The following is a 15,473-nucleotide window of genomic DNA, read 5'->3' as shown; positions in this document are numbered from 1 at the left end:
GTTCACTGCATCCACTCCGGCTTGATCGGCAGCCCGTTGGCCGCGCGGTATTCACAAATGGCTTTGAGGTTGTCCAGCTCGAGCTGGTGTCCGGCGGAGAACATCTCCCAGAAGTCGCCCACCCAGACGGGCCGCTTCGGCGGCGCGGTTTCGGGGTAGCCGTTCTCGTCGTAGAAGGGGTGCTTGCAGTTGATCCACGTCACCACCGAGCCGGGTTTGTTGAACACCACCTGGGCGTCGACCACCCGCATCAGGTAGATCATCCAGAGGTGCTCGGACTGGTCCCACGCGCAGTGATAGTCGACGGTCATCGCGTCGGAATGGGCGACGGTGCGGGTGAAACACTTGGTCGCGTCACCGAGACGGTCGTAGGACAGCCACAGGCCGGGCTCCTCGGTTTCGGTGAATCCGCGCAGGCTGTAGGTCCATTCCTCGAGCGAGCGGGTGTCGGCGAGGTATTCGTAGACCTCACGCGGGGGAGCCGCGATGTAGGTCTGCACGGGGCAGTAGTCGCCGAAGATCTGGTCGTGCGGATACACCGATCTCAGCATGTCCATGATGATCGGCGTTGTGGTCTCGCGGTCGGAGTTCTCGATGCGGAGGACGCCGGGCACCACCTCCTCGGGGATGTCGGACAGGGCAGGCAGGGCGCTGATGGTCACGGTGTGCTCCTGGATGATTCGAGGGCTGACAGAAAGGGGAGGAAAGGCGGGACTTCGTCGGGGTCGCAGAGGATTTCGAGAAACGACGGCCCGGTGGCGGCGAAGCTGAGATCCAGTGCGCCGGACAATCGGGGGGCGTCGGAGACGGTGCGGGCGGGCAGCCCGGGGAACATGGCGGCGATGCCTGCTCCCAGATGTGACGGCTGAAAACGGTTGAAGCTGTAGCGGTCCCGGTAGTAGAGCTGTTCACGGGTGACGCACATGGCGTGCGCGTTGTTGTTGAACACCACGAAGGTGATGGGCAGGTCGTGTTCGATCGCGGTGTGGATTTCCATGCCGTGCATGAAGAACGAGCCGTCACCGGCGATGACGACGGTGCGGTGCGGGCCGTCGGGCGCGGCGCGGCGGGCGAACGCGGATCCGATACCCGCACCGAACGCGTAGCCCATTCCGCCCATCCCGAGTGCGACCGTGAAACGTCCGCGCTCGGGTACCCGTAGGTAATGCACCACTGAAGCGCCGGTGTTACCCGCGTCGGCGAAAATGTCGGCGCCCTCGGGCAGCGCGCGCTGGATCGCCTCGACGACGGTGCGATAGCGCAGGCCGGGTCCCGCCGCTGCGGGGACGGGCATCGGCGTGAGCTCGGCGGAACCCCGGCTTGTTGTGGCCCCCGCTCCGATGTCGGCCAGCAGCGTCGCGATGGTTTGCGCGAGATCCGCGCTGGTGGCGTGGGTGGCCGCGAGGTACGGCGCATGTGCGCCGATGCTGAGGACCGGCAGGTCGGCGAGGGCCGCGTCGAGCCCCGCGCGGGCAGTGACCGGGAGGCGGGTGCCGACGAGCAGGCAGGCGCTGGCCGCCGACAGGGCTTCGACCAGCTCGGCATGGCCCATGCTGCCCGCCACACCGCAGTAGCCGGGACCGGTGTTGGAGTACACGTCCTTGGCATCGGGGGCCACACCGATGGCGGCATCGAGTGTGGCGACCAGTTCGGCGAGTTCCGCACGGGCATCGTCGCGGGCGACCTGATCACCGGCGATGATCACCACCTTCCCGGTGCGCTGGGCGTTGGTGAGTTCGGTCGCGATCGTGTGCGGCGACGTCGCTGCCGGCGAAATCGGCGAGGCGCGATCTGGCCGTGCTCCGTCGGATGGGGTCGCAACGGTGTCGAACTGTCGCGCGACGATGACATCCGGCATCAGTTGCTGCTGAACATCTTTCGGTATCAGCAGCACCGCCGGTCCACCACTCTCCGCGGCTGTGATCGCCGCGGCGAGCTGTGCGGGCAGCTCGAGCGGATCGGTCACCCGAGCGCAGTACTTGCTGATCGTCGCGAACAACGCTGCCGCGTCGATGGATTCGGACAAGCCGCTCGAATCCTGAAACGCGCCGAGACCTTCCAGGCTGGTCGGCGGCTGTCCGATCAACGCCAGCACCGGAACCCGGGATGTGAACGATTCGGCTAGTCCGGCAACGAGATTCACCGCACCACCGCCGGACGTGGCGGCCACGACACCCAGCCCGCCGGTGCTGCGCGCATATCCGTCGGCCATGGTCGCCGCGGAGAACTCGTGCTTGGCGACGATGCCGGCCGGTGCGCCGTCCGCCTCGAAGATCGCGTCGTAGAGGTCCTCGATATTGGCGCCGTCGACGCCGAAGATCTGGGTGATTCCCCGGTCGGCTACCGTTCGTACCAGGTAGTCCACCACTCTGTCCGGCATCGGACCTCCTTCTCCGCGACGAAATGTGACGCTGTGGTGCACCGCGTCTGATGGGGTTACGAGGCGCGCCGAGGGGGAGTTCAGAGGGTGGGTGAAAACCACCCCTTGTGTGTACGTACACATATACGTATAGTGGGTTCATGCCCAACAAGACGATCTACGTAGCCGACGACGATCTCCCCGTGTTCCAGCGGGCGCAGGAGCTCGTCGGCGGAAACCTCTCCAGCACCGTGGTCAGCGCGCTGCGCAGGCTCATCGAACTGGAGGAAGGTCGTGAGGCCGGCTTCGAAGAGGTTGTCCTGCAGGTGGGTCGCGACGGTGTCCGGCAGGTGCGCTTCCAGGGCGTGCTGCTGGGTGAATGGCGCGATGTCGGCGACAAGCGGGTGCTGCACCAGCAGGTCTACCGCAGCCGCAAGGGCAAGCTCGTGCTCCACACGCACTCGGCGCTGTGGTCGGAATACCCGACCGGGGACGCCGCGGGCGACATGAAGGACTGGAAGTACTGGCGCCGTATGTTCGGCATCGGTGACCGGCCGTGGGACTGGGGCGACTACGAGTACGAGATCCTCGACGACCTGAAAGCCCTGAAGGATCGCGTGCCCGACAAGCTCTATCGCAAGGTCGAGGACATCACTGCGCACCCGCAGATCGAGGAACTCGACATCTAGCTCCGTCCTCGGACGAACAACCACACACCGCACACATCAACCGCAGCCCCTGGGGGCTGTGTCGATAACTCATGCACTTATTCGCAGCAATGAATGTAATCCTGTGGAAAGGGACGATCATGGTCAACTCGGCCATCACCGCACGCGGTCTCCAAAAGGCCTACGGCGACAAAACAGTTCTCGACGGCATCGACATCACCGTCGCCGAGGGCACCGTGTTCTCGTTGCTCGGCCCCAACGGCGCGGGCAAGACCACCACCGTGCAGATCCTCACCACACTGATCGCCGCCGACGGCGGCGAGTGCACCGTGGGCGGCCATGATGTGGCGACCGACCGAGGCGGGGTGCGCGAGCTGATCGGCGTCACGGGGCAGTTCGCCGCGGTCGACGAGCTACTGACCGGCCGGGAGAACCTGCACATGATGGGGGATCTGAACCATCTGCCGCGCCGCGAGACCCGCACGCTCGCCGACGAATTGCTGCAACGTTTCGACCTGGTCGAGGCAGCCGACAAGCCCGCGAGCACCTACTCCGGCGGCATGACCCGCAGGCTCGATCTGGCGATGACGCTGGTCGGCAATCCGCGGGTGATCTTCCTCGACGAACCGACCACCGGCCTCGATCCGCGCAGCCGCCGCTCCATCTGGGAGATCATCCGCGGCCTGGTCGACGATCTCGGCGTCACCGTCTTCCTCACCACCCAGTACCTCGAGGAGTCCGACCAGCTGGCCGATCGCATCGCGGTGCTCGACAACGGCCGAATCGTCGCGGAAGGCACTGCGGCAGAACTGAAGCGCCTGATTCCCGGCGGCCACATCCGCATCGACTTCACCGATCAGCCCGATGTGGACGCCGCTCAGCGCGCGTTCGGCTCGACGGCGAAGGTGGTCGAGGGCACCGACGGGCTGACCCTCGCCGTGCCCAGCGACGGCGGCGTGCGTTCCCTGCGTGCCGTCCTCGACCTCCTCGATGCCGAAAACATCGAAGCGGGCGGCATTTCCGTGCACACCCCCAACCTCGACGACGTCTTCCTCACCCTCACCGGCCGCGCCACCATCGAGCAGGAGTCTCTGCGATGACCACTCAGATCAAGTCCAAGTCCTACGCCGTCGCCGACACCATGACGATGCTGCGACGCAACATGATTCACGTCAAGCGCTATCCCAGCATGACGTTCAGCATCATCATCATGCCGATCGTGCTGATGCTGGTGTTCAAGTACGTCTTCGGCGGGGCGCTCGAGAAGTCCTCGGGCGGTAGCTATATCGACTATCTGGCGCCGGGCATGATGCTGCTGTTGCCCGCCTACCTGACGGTGTCGGTAGCGGTCTCGATCGCCACCGACGCGAGCAAGGGCATCGTGAATCGCTTTCGGGTGATGGCGATCTCGCAGTCGTCGGTGCTCACCGGGCATGTGCTCGGCGCGCTCATCCAGGCGATGGCGGGTGTTGTCGCGATGACCGCCGTCGCGATGCTGGTCGGCTTCCGGCCGAACGCGAACGTCGTGGAGTGGGTCGGCGCGTTCGGGCTGCTCGCCCTGGTGACCTTCGCCTTCACCTGGCTCGCCATCGCGCTCGGCCTGCTCTCGCCCACTCCCGAAAGTGCCAGCAACGCACCGTTTCCCATCGTGCTGCTGCCCTTCCTCGGCAGTGGTCTGGTCGCCACCGACACGATGCCGGTCGGCATGCGTCAGTTCGCCGAATACCAGCCCTTCACCCCGATCACCGAGACGCTGCGCGGACTGCTGATGGGTACCGAGATCGGCGCCAACGGCTGGGTCTCGCTGGTCTGGTGCGCGGTCATCGCCGGCGGCGGCTTCCTGTGGTCGAAGTCGATCTTCCGCAAGCAAGCGAAGTAGCCTGTCGCGCACACGGTCCGGTCTCCCCCGCGGAGACCGGACCGTTTCGCGTTCAGACCTGGGCGACCAAGACCGTCCGGCCGGAATCGACGGACGTGATCTCCACTGTGCTGATCGAATCCGGCGGGGCGTCGATGGTGCGATCCACCGTCAGCTCGGTGCCGGGGCCCGCGGGCCACCGGTCGAGTTCGAAGCGCTGCTCACCCGCGGTCACCACCAGCCCGTAGGTGCGGGTGTAGCCGGAGCCGTAGGCGCTCGGCGCGTAGCTGCAGGTCATCACCAGGCGCGTGCGGTCACCGTCGCGCACCAGCTTCACCTGCGCGCTCACCGGCGTCTGCTCCACCGCCTGCATCTGCTGCTCCGCGACGATCTGCTCGGTCGGCGTCTCCGAGCGCGCCACGGTGACGGTCACCGGAATCGCGATCGCCACCGCTGCCGCGGCAGCCGCCACCGCGCTGCCGATACTCGTCCAGCGCCGCCGCCGCGTGCGCCGTTCGGCCGCCGCGGCCAGCGACGGGAGCAGATCGGGGACCTGTGACGGAGCCGGCTCGGGCGAGGCGATCATCGACAGCGCGGTATCGCGGTCGACCAGGGCGAGCATGCCCGGCAGCCCGGACAGCTCGGCGACGGCCTGCTGGCAGGGCGCGCAACCGAGCAGATGCGCCTCGTATTCGCGCCGCTCGGCGGCGCCGAGCGAACCGAGGACATAGGCCGCGTCCCAGGTGCTGTACTCGTCGGCGAGGTCGGTCATCGGTTCGTCACCCCCATCTCCTGTAGCGCGAGTCGCATGGCGCGCATGCCGTAGTGCAAGCGCGATTTCACGGTTCCCGGCGGGATGCCCAGCTCGTCGGCGATCTGGGCCATGCCGAGGCCGCGATAGTAGGCCCGCACGATCACCTCGCGATGATCCGGGCTGAGCGTGCTGAGCGCGTCGGCGACCAGCCAGCCGTCGAGCGCCCGATCCGATTGGTCGGGGCTCACCTGCTCGGGTGGGTTGTCGGTGCCGAACTCGCGGCGGTGCCTGGCACTGCGATGCTCGTCGACCGCGAGATTACGAGCCACGGTGAACAACCAGGCGCGCGGTGAGGTATCGGTCTGCTCCAGCACGGCCGGGCGTTGCCAGGCGCGCAGCAGAGTTTCCTGCACGATGTCCTCGGCCCGGCCGGGATCGCGTACCAAGCCGAGGGTGAAACGCCACAGCGCGGGTGCGTGCTCGGCATAGAGCGCGCGCATCAGTTCGTCGCGACCATCGTTCATCGGCGGCCCTGGTCACTGCTCGTCGAAATTCATATGTCACTCCTGCTCGTGTGAAGGAGTAACGGGATCAGTTGCGTTCGAGTTCAATCGGGTGTGTCGCCAGCAGGGCCAGCGGCAACGGCTGACGGCGCAAGACCGCGGACCACAGGTCGTGGCGGTCGGTGGCGATCGGATCCGACGGCAGCGCCGAGACCACGATCCAATCGTCGTTGTCGAGTTCGCCGTCGAGCTGGCCCATCGACCAGCCCGCGTAGCCGGCGAAGATCCGGATCTTGTCCAGGAGCGGTCCGATCTCGGCGGGGTCGGCGTCCAGATCGACCAGCACCACCCGGCCGTCGACCCGGCGCAGGCCGCGGATGTCGGAGATGTCGACGCCGGCGCGCAGCACCCCCAGGCACAGCGCCGCATCGCGTTTGACCGGGCCGCCGATGTAGAGATCGGTCGGGGTGGCGGCCAGGTCCGCCCAGGCGGGCAGCACATCCACGACCGGGGTCTCACTCGGCCGGTTCAGCACCACGCCGAGGCTGCCCGCGTCGTTGTGCTCGATCACATACACGACGGTGCGCCGGAAAGTAGGTTCCACCAGGTCTGTCGCGGACACCAGCAGATTGCCCGCGCGGACGTTCACCGCCGGCTGACCGCGCCGCCGATCGTCGCCGTGCCCGTCGCGAGTCCGGCGCTCGTCCGGGTCGTCTCCGCCTGCCACCGAGCCATCATCGCATTGGAGCGGCGGTGCGCGCTTCCCGCGCAGCGGATCGGAACCGGAATTTCTTCGTGCGTGGACCCCGCGATCGACCGGTAGGGTCGCGCTATGCACTCGCCCGAAGTCCTACTCGACGACAACGACGCTGTGTACGACTACTACCTGCGGCATCAGCAGAACAGGTGGAAGGCGCTTGCCTCGTACGCGGTGCTGGCCCGGCGGTTCCGGCCGCGCGTGACGTTCGCCGAAGGCGCGAAACAGCAGTTGAAGGCGCTGATCCGCAGCGGTCGGCCGGTGATCTACGCGATCAACCACCTCTCGACCAGCGACCCGTACACGGTCGCGGCGACGGCGTGGCGCTCACCGCTGCGCTCGAAGATCGGGCGGGTGCGGGTGCTGGCGAAGGACGAGCTCTTCCTCGATCCCGAGCAGCGGCGCAAGGTGGACATGATGGGCGGGATCCCGGTGTTCCGCGGCAAGGACCACGGCATTCGCGCCGTCAATGCCGCAGGTCAGCGGATGATGGATGTGTGCGCGCAGCGGCTGGCCGCCGGTGATCACCTCGCGATCTTCCCCGAGGGGACCTGCAATGAGGTAGATCACACCAAGGTGCAGGCGGTCGGCAGCGGAATCGGGCATATCGCGTTCCGCGCGGCCAAACTGGACGCCGCGCCCGCGCTGGTCGCCATGGGGATGAACTACGGGTCCTATGCGGCCGGTGTCGAACCGACCGCGGCCGAGGTGGTGTCGGGCAGCGCCTACTTCCGGGCGCCGATTCTCGAGTTGCCGCAGCGACCCGCCGACATCGCCAGGCTGGTCAAAGACGAGCTGCAACTGGCTGTCGACGGGGCCGTCGCGCGCTACTGAGGTAGACCGAACAACTCTCTGGCTCGTTGCGGGACGTAGGCGATGTAGTCGGGGCGGGTGGTGATGAAATGCAGGACGACCGGGCACATCGGCAGGACGCTGAAACCTTGGTCTCTGCTGGTGTCCAGCGCGGCTTTGACCAGGGTGTTCGCCAGTCCTCGGCCTTCGAATCGGGGGTAGATCTCGGTGTGCACGAGGGCGCGTTCGTCCCCGGTGTCCTGGTATTCGATGTAGCCGGCGGGTTGACCGTCGGCGGTGAGTTCGAACCGCTCGAGCGCGGTGTTGTTGCGGACCTCGGTCGCCATAGGTCGACGCTACCGTGTTCGGGAGGACAACCCACTGAGCAAATGAGAACATGGGTCACTCCCCGACCACCTGCGAGCCGTTGCGCGCCTGACGAAAGGCCGAGAGCGAACGGTCGAGCTCGGAAACGACACTATGAATACACGGAGAGGCGGAACAGATGGCCGGCGAACCGCTTGTCGTGCTCGCTCCCGACAAGTTCAAGGGGTCGTTGACCGCGCCGGAGGTGGCCAGGGCTCTGGCCAGGGGAATCGCTCGGCGTGCGCCGAAGGCGCAGGTGCGGTGTGTGCCGGTGGCCGACGGTGGTGACGGGATGGTCGACGCCTTCGTGGCGTCGGGGTGGAAGCGGGTGGAGGTCGCCGCGCCCGGGCCCACGGGGGAGCAATCGACGGCGGTGTACGCGGTGCGGGGGGATATCGCGGTGGTGGAGTTGGCGGCTGCCGTGGGGCTGGTGAAGTTGCCCGGTGGGCGGCTGGATCCGCTGCGGGCCGATACGTTCGGGTTGGGGGTTGCCGTCGTGCACGCGCTCGACGGCGGGGCGAGGGAGATCGTGCTCGGGGTCGGCGGCAGCGCTTCGACCGACGGTGGATCGGGGTTGTTGCGGGCGCTCGGGTTGCGGTTGCTCGATCAGGAGGGGCGGGAACTGGCGGGCCGCGGGGACGTGGCCGCGTTGCTCGAGCAGGTTGCCTCGGTGGATCGAGGTGGGTTGCATCCGGCGGTCGCGACGACGCTGTTCACGCTGGCCTGCGATGTGGACAATCCGTTGCTCGGGCCGGCTGGTGCGGTAGCGGTGTACGCGCCACAGAAGGGCGCCAGTGCTCGGCAGATGCTGAAACTCGAAGCGGGGCTTACCAACTGGGCGGCCGTGCTGGGCAGGGGCTATGCGGAGATCGGTGGGGCGGGCGCGGCGGGCGGCACCGGGTTCGGGGCGCTCGCGGTGCTGGGCGCGCAGGTGCGCAGCGGGATCGATGTACTGCTCGAGCTGCTGGAATTCCCGGCCCTCATCGACGGGGCCAGGCTGGTAGTCACCGGTGAGGGCTCGCTGGATCACCAGAGCATGCACGGGAAGGCGCCGGTCGGGGTCGCGGCGGCGGCGAAGAAGGCGGGCGTGCCGGTGATCGCGGCGGTAGGGCGAACCCTGTTGTCGCCAGGGGAGATTCGAGCCGCGGGATTCGCCGCGTGTTATCCGCTCAGCGACCTCGAGCCCGATCCCGCGTGCTCGATCATCGCGGCGGCCGACCTACTCGAACGCATCGGCGAGCGGATCGCCATGGAGCACTTGTGCCGGATGCGCTGACGGTTACAGCGCGATTCGGGAGGACGAAGGCTGCGGGGCAGTCGGCCGGGTAGTGGTGGCCAGCGCCTCGCGATTCTCATCGCCCCAGGTCTCGAGCGGTTCCAGCGCGAGGCGAAGGGCCTCGCCGAGCGGGGTGAGCGAGTACTCCACCCGCGGCGGGATCTCGGGGAAGATCTCGCGGTGCACCACGCCGGTGCTCTCCAGGTGCCGCAGGTTCTCGGCGAGCACCTTCTCGCTCACACCCTCGAGCATCCGCCGGATCTGACCGAATCGCTGCGGCCCGGCGCCGAGCACCCACATCAGGTGCAGCTTCCATTTACCGCCGACGACGTCGATGGCCAGGCTCATACCGCACACATCGTGATCTGCGTCACTGCTCAACGTCGCCACACCCTTCTGACCGTATTTCGAACCTCTGGGTAAGCAACCACACCCGAACGTTCGGTCTTCCCGACGATACTCGCGCCGACCACCATGGAAAGCGGCGCCGAACCAACCAGTATCGAGAATCGAAGGGCCACAACATGTCCGAGCAGACCGCTCCCCGTTCCGTTTCCGTTCTCGGCCTCGGCCCGATGGGCCAGGCCATGACCAGGGCCTTCCTCGAAGCGGGCGTCGAGGTGACGGTGTGGAATCGCAGCACCGCCAAGGTCGATGCCATGGTGGCGCTGGGTGCCGAGCGCGCAGGCACCGTCGCCGAGGCGCTCGATGCCAACGAGGTCTCCGTGCTCAGCCTCACCCATTACGACGCCATGTACGACGTGCTCGGCCAGGCGATCGACCACCTGCCCGGCAAGGTGATCGCCAACCTGTCCTCCGATTCACCGGACAAGGCGCGGGCGGGCGCGCGGTGGGTTCGCGAGCGGGGCGCCGAATTCCTCTCCGGCGGAGTGATGTCGGCGGGCGACAACATCGTCCATCCCTCGTCCTACATCTTCTACAGCGGCCCGAAGACGGTTTTCGACGCGCACGCCGAGCTGCTGCGCCCGCTCAGCCCGCAGGAATACCTGGGCGCGGACGATGGCTTGGCCCAGATCTTCTACCAGGCCCTGCTGATCACCTTCCATCCGTGGTTGCTGGCGTTCGACCAGGCGTCGGCGATGATCGCGAACTCCGGCCACAGCATCGACCAGTTCGTACCGTTCGCCGTCCGCTCCGCCGGCGCCTACCCGTTCTTCATCGAACAGTTCGCCGAGGCGAACAAGGCAGGCGGGTTCGCGGAGCTCTCGCACCTGAAGATGATGGACGCGGGCGCCCAGCACATCATCGACGCCAGCGAAGAGGCAGGCGTCGACGCGAGCCTGTCCCTGCTCGCCCAGTCGTTCTGGCGCAAGGCCGTCACCGCGTCCGAGGCGACAGGCAGGCAGATCTCGCCGTACGCGTTGTTCCGCGGCCAGGCGTCCTGATGTCGACTTCCGGCCGAGCGGCCGAGGCGGTCACCGTCATCGGCCTCGGCCCGATGGGGCAGCAGATCGTGCGCACCTACCGCGCCGCGGGTTTCACGGTGACGGTCTGGAACCGCACCCCCGGCAAGGCCGACGGCCTGGGTGCCCATCGCGCCGAGACGGTCGCCGACGCGGTGGCGGCGGCGGAGCTCATCGTGCTCAGCCTGACCCACTACGACGCGATGGACGAGATTCTCGGCGGCGCCGATCTGACCGGCAAGGTTGTGGTCAACCTGTCCTCGGATTCGCCGCAGCGGACTCGGCAGGGGGCGGCGTTCGTCCGGGCTCGCGGCGGCGAATTTCTCGCCGGTGGGGTGATGGCTCAGCCGCACGAGCAGGCGCTGGCGATCATCGACCGGTCCGGTTCCGAGATAGCCCGGTTCATGCCCTACGCCCAGCGGTCACTGGGCAGTGTCGGCGAGTTGTACGCCGCGTGGGCGGGAATCGCCGAGGACGGGGGTCCGCCCGATCCGGCGTACCTGCGAATGATGGCGGCCGGCGCGCGACATGTGGTGGCGACCGGTGCCGAGGTCGGCGTGGACACCGTTCTGGCCGAATCGGTTTCGTCATATTGGGAGCGAGCTGCCGGTACGCCCGAATCGACGTTCCAGGTATTTCGCGGATGACACGCTGAAACCGTTCGGCACGGTGGTGCCGAACGGTTTTCGGTGGTCACGCGGTCTCGGCGCCCGATCCCAATCTGGGGAACGGCTCGGTGGAGAACACCACTTCCACCGCTACCTCGAAGTAGGCCGCGAGCCGCAGGGCCAGGTGCAGGCTGGGGCTGTATTCGCCGCGTTCGAGGTAGCCGACGGTCTGGTAGTGCACACCGAGCGCTTCGGCCAGGTCCCGCCGCGAGATGCCGCGCTCGGCGCGCAACATCGCGATGCGGTTGTAGATGACCTCAGAAGGCACGCTGCATCGCTTTCTCGCGGCGCACGGCCACGCTGGATCCCGACTCATGGCGGGCTGCCCGCCGCAGCACGATCGGCGCGAGCAACAACCCGACGATCGACCATACGCCGAGTACCGCGGCGGTCTCGAGGTGCCGCCACGACCCGTCGATCTCGATGGCCGCCGCCTCGGCGGGGAGTAGCCCGGAGCGCATGCCCAGGCCGAGCCAATACATCGGGAACAGCTGGGCCAGGCCCTGCACCCAGCCGGGGAGCGCGGTGATCGGGTACCAGATGCCGGAAATGGCGATCAGTCCCATCAGCGGCAGTGTCAGCAGGAAGATGTCGCGGGCGCCGACGATCAAACCGCCCAGGATGGCGCCGATCGGCAGCGTGGCCAGCAGACCGAGCACGATCACCCACGCCAGCGTGACCAGGCCGCCGCCGGGCATCGAGAATCCACCGACGATCACGGCACCGATGGTCAGCACCACCACCAGCTGGACGAGTACCGCGGCCGCGGTCGTGCCGATCTTGCCGATGAAGTAGCCGAGGATGCCGTTGGGAATCGTCTTGGCGCGCAGCAAGGTTCCGTCCTCCCGGTCGAGGGCGAGGACCTCGGCGATGCCGTACAGGCCGTTGAACGCGATGATGCTGCCGAGCAGGCCGGGCACCGCGAGTTCACCGAGTGACAGCTCGGTGTCCTGGTAGGTCCGGTCGCGCAGGAAGAAGATCGCTATCAAAAAAAGTGTGGGAGTGAGGAACTGGGCCACCAGGCTCGTCCCGTTGGTGTAGAGCTGCCGCAGTTCGATCCACATCGCAGCCAGGCCGCCCCTGACCGCTACCAGCGTGGGATTCATCGCGTGACCTCCTGCAGTGAGCGAACGGGTTCGGCGGCCGTGCCGGACTCGAAACGGCGGACCAGCGCCATGTAGGTGTCCTCCAGCGACGCGCGCTGCACCTCGAGGTCCTCGATCAGGTCGCCGTGCTGCTTGAACAGTTCGTGGACGTACTTCGTCGACTCGGTCGTCGTGTGGACGAAACGTTGGCCGTCGCGGGTCCAGCGCACCTCGGCCTCGCCCGCGGTGGCGGCGCTGAGCTCCTCCGGCGAGCCGTCGGCGATGATCCGGCCACCGGCCAGGATCAGGATCCGGTCCGCCAGTTTCGCGGCTTCGTCCAGGTCGTGGGTGGTGAGCAGGACGGTGGTCTCGTCCAGATCGGCCAATCGATGGACCAGATCGTGGAAGTCGCGCCGGGCAGCGGGATCGAAGCCCGCGGTCGGTTCGTCCATGAAGAGCAGTTCCGGTCGGCCGACGATGCCGATCGCCACATCGAGTCTGCGTCGCTGCCCGCCGGACAGGGTGGCGATCTTCGCATCGCGCTGATCGGTGAGCCCGACCAACTCGATGAGTTCATCGGTGTCCCACGGTCTTGTCACCCGGGCCGTGGAATAGGGGCTGTAGTACCCACCCAGATGGCCGAGCAGTTCGGCCACTCGCCATTTCGCGTGGTCACGCCAGGATTGGAGCACCACGCCGATGCGGGCGCGCCAGAGTTCGTCACCGTGTTCGGGATCGGCCCCCAGCACCTCGACCTGGCCGGCCGACCTCCTGCGGAACCCCTCGAGGATCTCGATCGTGGTGGTTTTGCCCGCGCCGTTGGGCCCGAGCATGACGAGCACTTCCCCGCGCTCGGCTTGAAATGTCACATCGTGCAGGACGTCGGTCTCGTCGTACCGCATCCGTAGTTGCGCGACATCGAGAACAGCGTTGTTGTTCGAAGCCATGAGTCCTCCCAGTCATCGACCTTCGATAATTTGTAGCATACGTACTACATTTCATCGTGGCAATGCTTCGCCGAAATGGGACATTCCGAAAACTGTGAGCACTGCTCTTGACTTCGGCTCGCGGAGCGCGCATGCTTGTACTCAACAGAGAGCAGTGCTCACAGTTCAGGAGTGATCAACATGGACAACGCGACCCGCCACCTCCCCCCGACCGGCATCGACCCGATCGTCAACAAGATCGCCAACCTGCTGCCCAAGCTGGGGATCAGCATCATGGGGTCGCGGCTGCTGGCGGTGCGCGGCCGCAAGAGCGGGGAATGGCGCACCACCATGGTCAACGTGATGACGGCCGCCGACGGTGAGCGCTACCTGGTCGCGCCGCGTGGGCACGTCCAATGGGTGCGCAATCTGCGCGTGGCGGGCGATGGCGAACTGCGCCTCGGCCGCAAGACCGAACGGTTCACCGCCACCGAGGTCGCCGACGCCGACAAGGTGCCGCTGCTCCGGCTGTACCTGGAGAAGTGGGGCTGGGAGGTCGGCAAGTTCTTCGAGGGCCTCACCAAAGACGCGACCGATGCCGAATTGATCGCTATCGCACCGGGTTTCCCCGTCTTCCGGCTCAGCTAGGGCTTGCTCAGGTATTCGATCGCGGCGGCATAGCCCTGGATGCCGAGGCCGGCGATGACCGCGGTCGCGATCGGGGAGACGAACGAATGGTGCCGGAACTCCTCGCGCGCGTGCACATTACTGATGTGCACCTCGACGATCGGCACCTCCGGGATCACCAGGGCGTCGCGCAGTGCCACCGACGTATGGGTGAGGCCGCCGGGGTTGATGACGATGGCCGACACCTCGCCGCGGGCCTGGTGGATCCGGTCGATCAGCGCGCCTTCGTGATTGGACTGGAACGCGATGACCTTGCGTTCGAATCGGGCGGCGGTCTGCTCGCACAGTGCGACGACATCGTCGAGGGTGTCGGCGCCGTAGATCTCGGGCTGACGGGTACCGAGCATGTTCAGGTTCGGTCCGTTGATGACGAGGATCGGACCAGTGGCCTGCACGGTTTCCATGCAGGCCACTGTAAGTCACAAGCCCGTGGGGCCCTCCGAGCGCAGGTCGTCGACCTTGCGCATGGCTTCGCGGAGTTCGGCCAGCCAGGTTTCGGCGTGTTTGCCTGCGAGTTTGACCGTCCAAGCCAGGGCGTCGGCGCGTGAGCGGGCGACGCCCGCGTCGATCAGGGTGTCGAGGACCTGGCGTTCGGGCTGACGGAGACGGGTCATCACGGGGACGGCCAGGTGGGTGAACAGGATCCGTTCGCCGTCTACTCGCACGCCCCACGCGACGCTGCGGCCGTAACGCCGCTGGGCCTCGTCGGCGATCTGCATGCGGGCCGGGCGGGTCGACTCGCGGAAGCGGGCCAGCGCGCCTTCTTTCGTGGCCGCCGGGGTGCTCGCGTCGCCGGGGACGGGCAGTTCGCCGACCACGACGATCTCGTCGCGGTCGATCTCGATGTCCACCGGCCCGGTGAACCAGTCGGCGGGCAATCGTCCGGCGAACCAGTCGGGGGCGTCGGCGGGATCGGGAAGGTCGGCTTGCTGCCATCCGCCGGGTCGGCCGAATCCGCGCTCGCGTCGATCGTTCCGCATGGAAATCACCTGCTATCTGTCTTGCGCACGTTGCGTTGATTACAAGATTACGCCGATATCAGCGCGGTGAATTCCGCTCTGCGTGAACGAGTGCGTATCGACTCGGTAAAGGCGATGCCGTGCGTGTGGGCGGAGGCGGCCTGGGTACCCTCGCGTTGAATCGCCGGACAAATGCGAGATCCGCACCACCTGGCGCGGCTGTCGGTACGGTTGACGTAGCAGTTGTTGCCGCTTACTGGGCGAGGTTGGAAAACGGACCCTCATCGGGGCGAGATTTCCGGCACAATCGAGGTGTCGAGGTCGGGGAGTATCCCGACTGACCGGGGCATTGGAGACGGGTCAACTTCCGGTACGGTGGATTTGTTACCGG

At 66.9% G+C, this 15,473-nt stretch carries 20 protein-coding genes; 8 read left to right on the top strand and 12 right to left on the bottom strand.

What is annotated here, in order from left to right; translation table 11 throughout:
• Positions 1–2: 2 nt before the first annotated feature.
• Both ACWGCN_RS00280 and ACWGCN_RS00275 read right to left on the bottom strand, forming a co-directional pair.
• Positions 3–662, bottom strand: a complete 660-nt coding sequence (locus ACWGCN_RS00280) for an SRPBCC family protein (protein ID WP_452458002.1) — start codon at positions 660–662, stop codon at positions 3–5.
• Positions 659–2,380, bottom strand: a complete 1,722-nt coding sequence (locus ACWGCN_RS00275) for a thiamine pyrophosphate-binding protein (protein WP_452458003.1) — start codon at positions 2,378–2,380, stop codon at positions 659–661. The genes ACWGCN_RS00280 and ACWGCN_RS00275 overlap by 4 nt, the downstream gene beginning before the upstream one ends.
• A 140-nt stretch (positions 2,381–2,520) precedes the next feature.
• Here ACWGCN_RS00275 and ACWGCN_RS00270 point away from each other — a divergent pair, with 140 nt between their 5' ends.
• From ACWGCN_RS00270 to ACWGCN_RS00260, 3 genes are all read left to right on the top strand, one after another.
• Positions 2,521–3,048, top strand: a complete 528-nt coding sequence (locus ACWGCN_RS00270) for an EXLDI protein (RefSeq protein ID WP_378989225.1) — start codon at positions 2,521–2,523, stop codon at positions 3,046–3,048.
• Positions 3,049–3,167: 119 nt separating this feature from the next.
• Positions 3,168–4,127 carry an ATP-binding cassette domain-containing protein gene (locus ACWGCN_RS00265; RefSeq protein WP_452458004.1) on the top strand — a complete coding sequence of 320 codons (960 nt, stop codon included), beginning with the start codon at positions 3,168–3,170 and terminating at the stop codon, positions 4,125–4,127.
• The gene (locus ACWGCN_RS00260) at positions 4,124–4,906 is read left to right on the top strand and encodes an ABC transporter permease (RefSeq protein WP_378989223.1); all 783 of its coding nucleotides are present in this window, start codon (positions 4,124–4,126) and stop codon (positions 4,904–4,906) included. Before ACWGCN_RS00265 ends, ACWGCN_RS00260 begins: the two co-directional genes overlap by 4 nt.
• 52 nt (positions 4,907–4,958) lie before the next feature.
• On the opposite strand, the gene ACWGCN_RS00255 is transcribed toward ACWGCN_RS00260, so the two are convergent.
• The 3 genes from ACWGCN_RS00255 to ACWGCN_RS00245 all read right to left on the bottom strand — a co-directional run bounded on the left by ACWGCN_RS00255 (position 4,959) and on the right by ACWGCN_RS00245 (position 6,869).
• Positions 4,959–5,657, bottom strand: coding sequence for an anti-sigma factor family protein (locus ACWGCN_RS00255; protein ID WP_452458005.1), 699 nt, complete (start codon positions 5,655–5,657; stop codon positions 4,959–4,961).
• Positions 5,654–6,163 (bottom strand): sigma-70 family RNA polymerase sigma factor, encoded by a 510-nt coding sequence (locus ACWGCN_RS00250; protein ID WP_452458006.1) that lies wholly within the window; start codon positions 6,161–6,163, stop codon positions 5,654–5,656. Before ACWGCN_RS00250 ends, ACWGCN_RS00255 begins: the two co-directional genes overlap by 4 nt.
• A 67-nt stretch (positions 6,164–6,230) precedes the next feature.
• Positions 6,231–6,869, bottom strand: coding sequence for a YqgE/AlgH family protein (locus ACWGCN_RS00245; protein ID WP_378989221.1), 639 nt, complete (start codon positions 6,867–6,869; stop codon positions 6,231–6,233).
• 105 nt (positions 6,870–6,974) lie between these two features.
• Here ACWGCN_RS00245 and ACWGCN_RS00240 point away from each other — a divergent pair, with 105 nt between their 5' ends.
• Complete coding sequence (locus ACWGCN_RS00240; RefSeq protein WP_378634992.1) at positions 6,975–7,733, top strand: lysophospholipid acyltransferase family protein; 759 nt, start codon at positions 6,975–6,977, stop codon at positions 7,731–7,733.
• Here ACWGCN_RS00240 and ACWGCN_RS00235 read toward each other — a convergent pair.
• A complete protein-coding gene (locus ACWGCN_RS00235) occupies positions 7,727–8,038 on the bottom strand; it encodes a GNAT family N-acetyltransferase (protein WP_378634994.1) in 312 nt (103 codons plus the stop codon). The two genes, ACWGCN_RS00240 and ACWGCN_RS00235, sit on opposite strands and share 7 nt — an antisense overlap.
• Positions 8,039–8,196: 158 nt before the next feature.
• Here ACWGCN_RS00235 and ACWGCN_RS00230 point away from each other — a divergent pair, with 158 nt between their 5' ends.
• Positions 8,197–9,333: a glycerate kinase gene (locus ACWGCN_RS00230; protein WP_452458007.1), complete on the top strand. Its 1,137-nt coding sequence runs from the start codon at positions 8,197–8,199 to the stop codon at positions 9,331–9,333.
• Between the two features lie 3 nt (positions 9,334–9,336).
• Here the strand turns inward: ACWGCN_RS00230 and ACWGCN_RS00225 are convergent, their stop codons facing one another.
• Positions 9,337–9,681 carry a winged helix-turn-helix transcriptional regulator gene (locus ACWGCN_RS00225; RefSeq protein ID WP_378989533.1) on the bottom strand — a complete coding sequence of 115 codons (345 nt, stop codon included), beginning with the start codon at positions 9,679–9,681 and terminating at the stop codon, positions 9,337–9,339.
• A 176-nt stretch (positions 9,682–9,857) separates the two neighbouring features.
• Here ACWGCN_RS00225 and ACWGCN_RS00220 point away from each other — a divergent pair, with 176 nt between their 5' ends.
• Both ACWGCN_RS00220 and ACWGCN_RS00215 read left to right on the top strand, forming a co-directional pair.
• Positions 9,858–10,739 carry an NAD(P)-dependent oxidoreductase gene (locus ACWGCN_RS00220; protein WP_452458008.1) on the top strand — a complete coding sequence of 294 codons (882 nt, stop codon included), beginning with the start codon at positions 9,858–9,860 and terminating at the stop codon, positions 10,737–10,739.
• Complete coding sequence (locus ACWGCN_RS00215) at positions 10,739–11,404, top strand: NAD(P)-binding domain-containing protein (protein WP_387446122.1); 666 nt, start codon at positions 10,739–10,741, stop codon at positions 11,402–11,404. Before ACWGCN_RS00220 ends, ACWGCN_RS00215 begins: the two co-directional genes overlap by 1 nt.
• Before the next feature lie 46 nt (positions 11,405–11,450).
• Here ACWGCN_RS00215 and ACWGCN_RS00210 read toward each other — a convergent pair whose 3' ends face one another.
• The 3 genes from ACWGCN_RS00210 to ACWGCN_RS00200 are packed head-to-tail and all read right to left on the bottom strand — an operon-like array spanning position 11,451 to position 13,457.
• On the bottom strand, positions 11,451–11,693 hold the full coding sequence (locus ACWGCN_RS00210) for a helix-turn-helix transcriptional regulator (RefSeq protein ID WP_056823747.1): 243 nt from the start codon (positions 11,691–11,693) through the stop codon (positions 11,451–11,453).
• Positions 11,683–12,531, bottom strand: coding sequence for an ABC transporter permease (locus ACWGCN_RS00205; RefSeq protein WP_379311835.1), 849 nt, complete (start codon positions 12,529–12,531; stop codon positions 11,683–11,685). The genes ACWGCN_RS00210 and ACWGCN_RS00205 overlap by 11 nt, the downstream gene beginning before the upstream one ends.
• Entirely contained in the window at positions 12,528–13,457 is a 930-nt protein-coding gene (locus tag ACWGCN_RS00200; RefSeq protein WP_379311834.1) for an ABC transporter ATP-binding protein, read from the bottom strand. Before ACWGCN_RS00200 ends, ACWGCN_RS00205 begins: the two co-directional genes overlap by 4 nt.
• Positions 13,458–13,637: 180 nt before the next feature.
• Here ACWGCN_RS00200 and ACWGCN_RS00195 point away from each other — a divergent pair, with 180 nt between their 5' ends.
• Positions 13,638–14,084: a nitroreductase/quinone reductase family protein gene (locus tag ACWGCN_RS00195; protein WP_378635005.1), complete on the top strand. Its 447-nt coding sequence runs from the start codon at positions 13,638–13,640 to the stop codon at positions 14,082–14,084.
• Here ACWGCN_RS00195 and aroQ read toward each other — a convergent pair.
• On the bottom strand, positions 14,081–14,527 hold the full coding sequence (aroQ, locus tag ACWGCN_RS00190) for a type II 3-dehydroquinate dehydratase (protein WP_378989215.1): 447 nt from the start codon (positions 14,525–14,527) through the stop codon (positions 14,081–14,083). The two genes, ACWGCN_RS00195 and aroQ, sit on opposite strands and share 4 nt — an antisense overlap.
• A gap of 15 nt (positions 14,528–14,542) precedes the next feature.
• Positions 14,543–15,103 (bottom strand): hypothetical protein, encoded by a 561-nt coding sequence (locus ACWGCN_RS00185; protein WP_378635010.1) that lies wholly within the window; start codon positions 15,101–15,103, stop codon positions 14,543–14,545.
• Positions 15,104–15,473 lie beyond the last annotated feature (370 nt).

It is taken from the genome of Nocardia sp. NPDC055050 (genome assembly GCF_053608345.1).
Note: the sequence above shows the minus strand (reverse complement) of the source record. Positions and strands in the feature narration are given on the sequence as shown.

Bases quoted from the DNA above. Each gene is read 5' to 3' on its own strand.
- ACWGCN_RS00265 (WP_452458004.1), top strand. From the start codon at position 3,168: ATGGTCAACTCGGCCATCACCGCACGCGGTCTCCAAAAGGCCTACGGC.
- aroQ (WP_378989215.1), bottom strand. From the start codon at position 14,527: ATGGAAACCGTGCAGGCCACTGGTCCGATCCTCGTCATCAACGGACCG.
- ACWGCN_RS00200 (WP_379311834.1), bottom strand. From the start codon at position 13,457: ATGGCTTCGAACAACAACGCTGTTCTCGATGTCGCGCAACTACGGATG.
- ACWGCN_RS00255 (WP_452458005.1), bottom strand. From the start codon at position 5,657: ATGACCGACCTCGCCGACGAGTACAGCACCTGGGACGCGGCCTATGTC.
- ACWGCN_RS00185 (WP_378635010.1), bottom strand. From the start codon at position 15,103: ATGCGGAACGATCGACGCGAGCGCGGATTCGGCCGACCCGGCGGATGG.
- ACWGCN_RS00275 (WP_452458003.1), bottom strand. From the start codon at position 2,380: ATGCCGGACAGAGTGGTGGACTACCTGGTACGAACGGTAGCCGACCGG.
- ACWGCN_RS00225 (WP_378989533.1), bottom strand. From the start codon at position 9,681: ATGAGCCTGGCCATCGACGTCGTCGGCGGTAAATGGAAGCTGCACCTG.
- ACWGCN_RS00220 (WP_452458008.1), top strand. From the start codon at position 9,858: ATGTCCGAGCAGACCGCTCCCCGTTCCGTTTCCGTTCTCGGCCTCGGC.
- ACWGCN_RS00195 (WP_378635005.1), top strand. From the start codon at position 13,638: ATGGACAACGCGACCCGCCACCTCCCCCCGACCGGCATCGACCCGATC.
- ACWGCN_RS00230 (WP_452458007.1), top strand. From the start codon at position 8,197: ATGGCCGGCGAACCGCTTGTCGTGCTCGCTCCCGACAAGTTCAAGGGG.
- ACWGCN_RS00205 (WP_379311835.1), bottom strand. From the start codon at position 12,531: ATGAATCCCACGCTGGTAGCGGTCAGGGGCGGCCTGGCTGCGATGTGG.
- ACWGCN_RS00235 (WP_378634994.1), bottom strand. From the start codon at position 8,038: ATGGCGACCGAGGTCCGCAACAACACCGCGCTCGAGCGGTTCGAACTC.
- ACWGCN_RS00250 (WP_452458006.1), bottom strand. From the start codon at position 6,163: ATGAACGATGGTCGCGACGAACTGATGCGCGCGCTCTATGCCGAGCAC.
- ACWGCN_RS00215 (WP_387446122.1), top strand. From the start codon at position 10,739: ATGTCGACTTCCGGCCGAGCGGCCGAGGCGGTCACCGTCATCGGCCTC.
- ACWGCN_RS00270 (WP_378989225.1), top strand. From the start codon at position 2,521: ATGCCCAACAAGACGATCTACGTAGCCGACGACGATCTCCCCGTGTTC.
- ACWGCN_RS00260 (WP_378989223.1), top strand. From the start codon at position 4,124: ATGACCACTCAGATCAAGTCCAAGTCCTACGCCGTCGCCGACACCATG.
- ACWGCN_RS00240 (WP_378634992.1), top strand. From the start codon at position 6,975: ATGCACTCGCCCGAAGTCCTACTCGACGACAACGACGCTGTGTACGAC.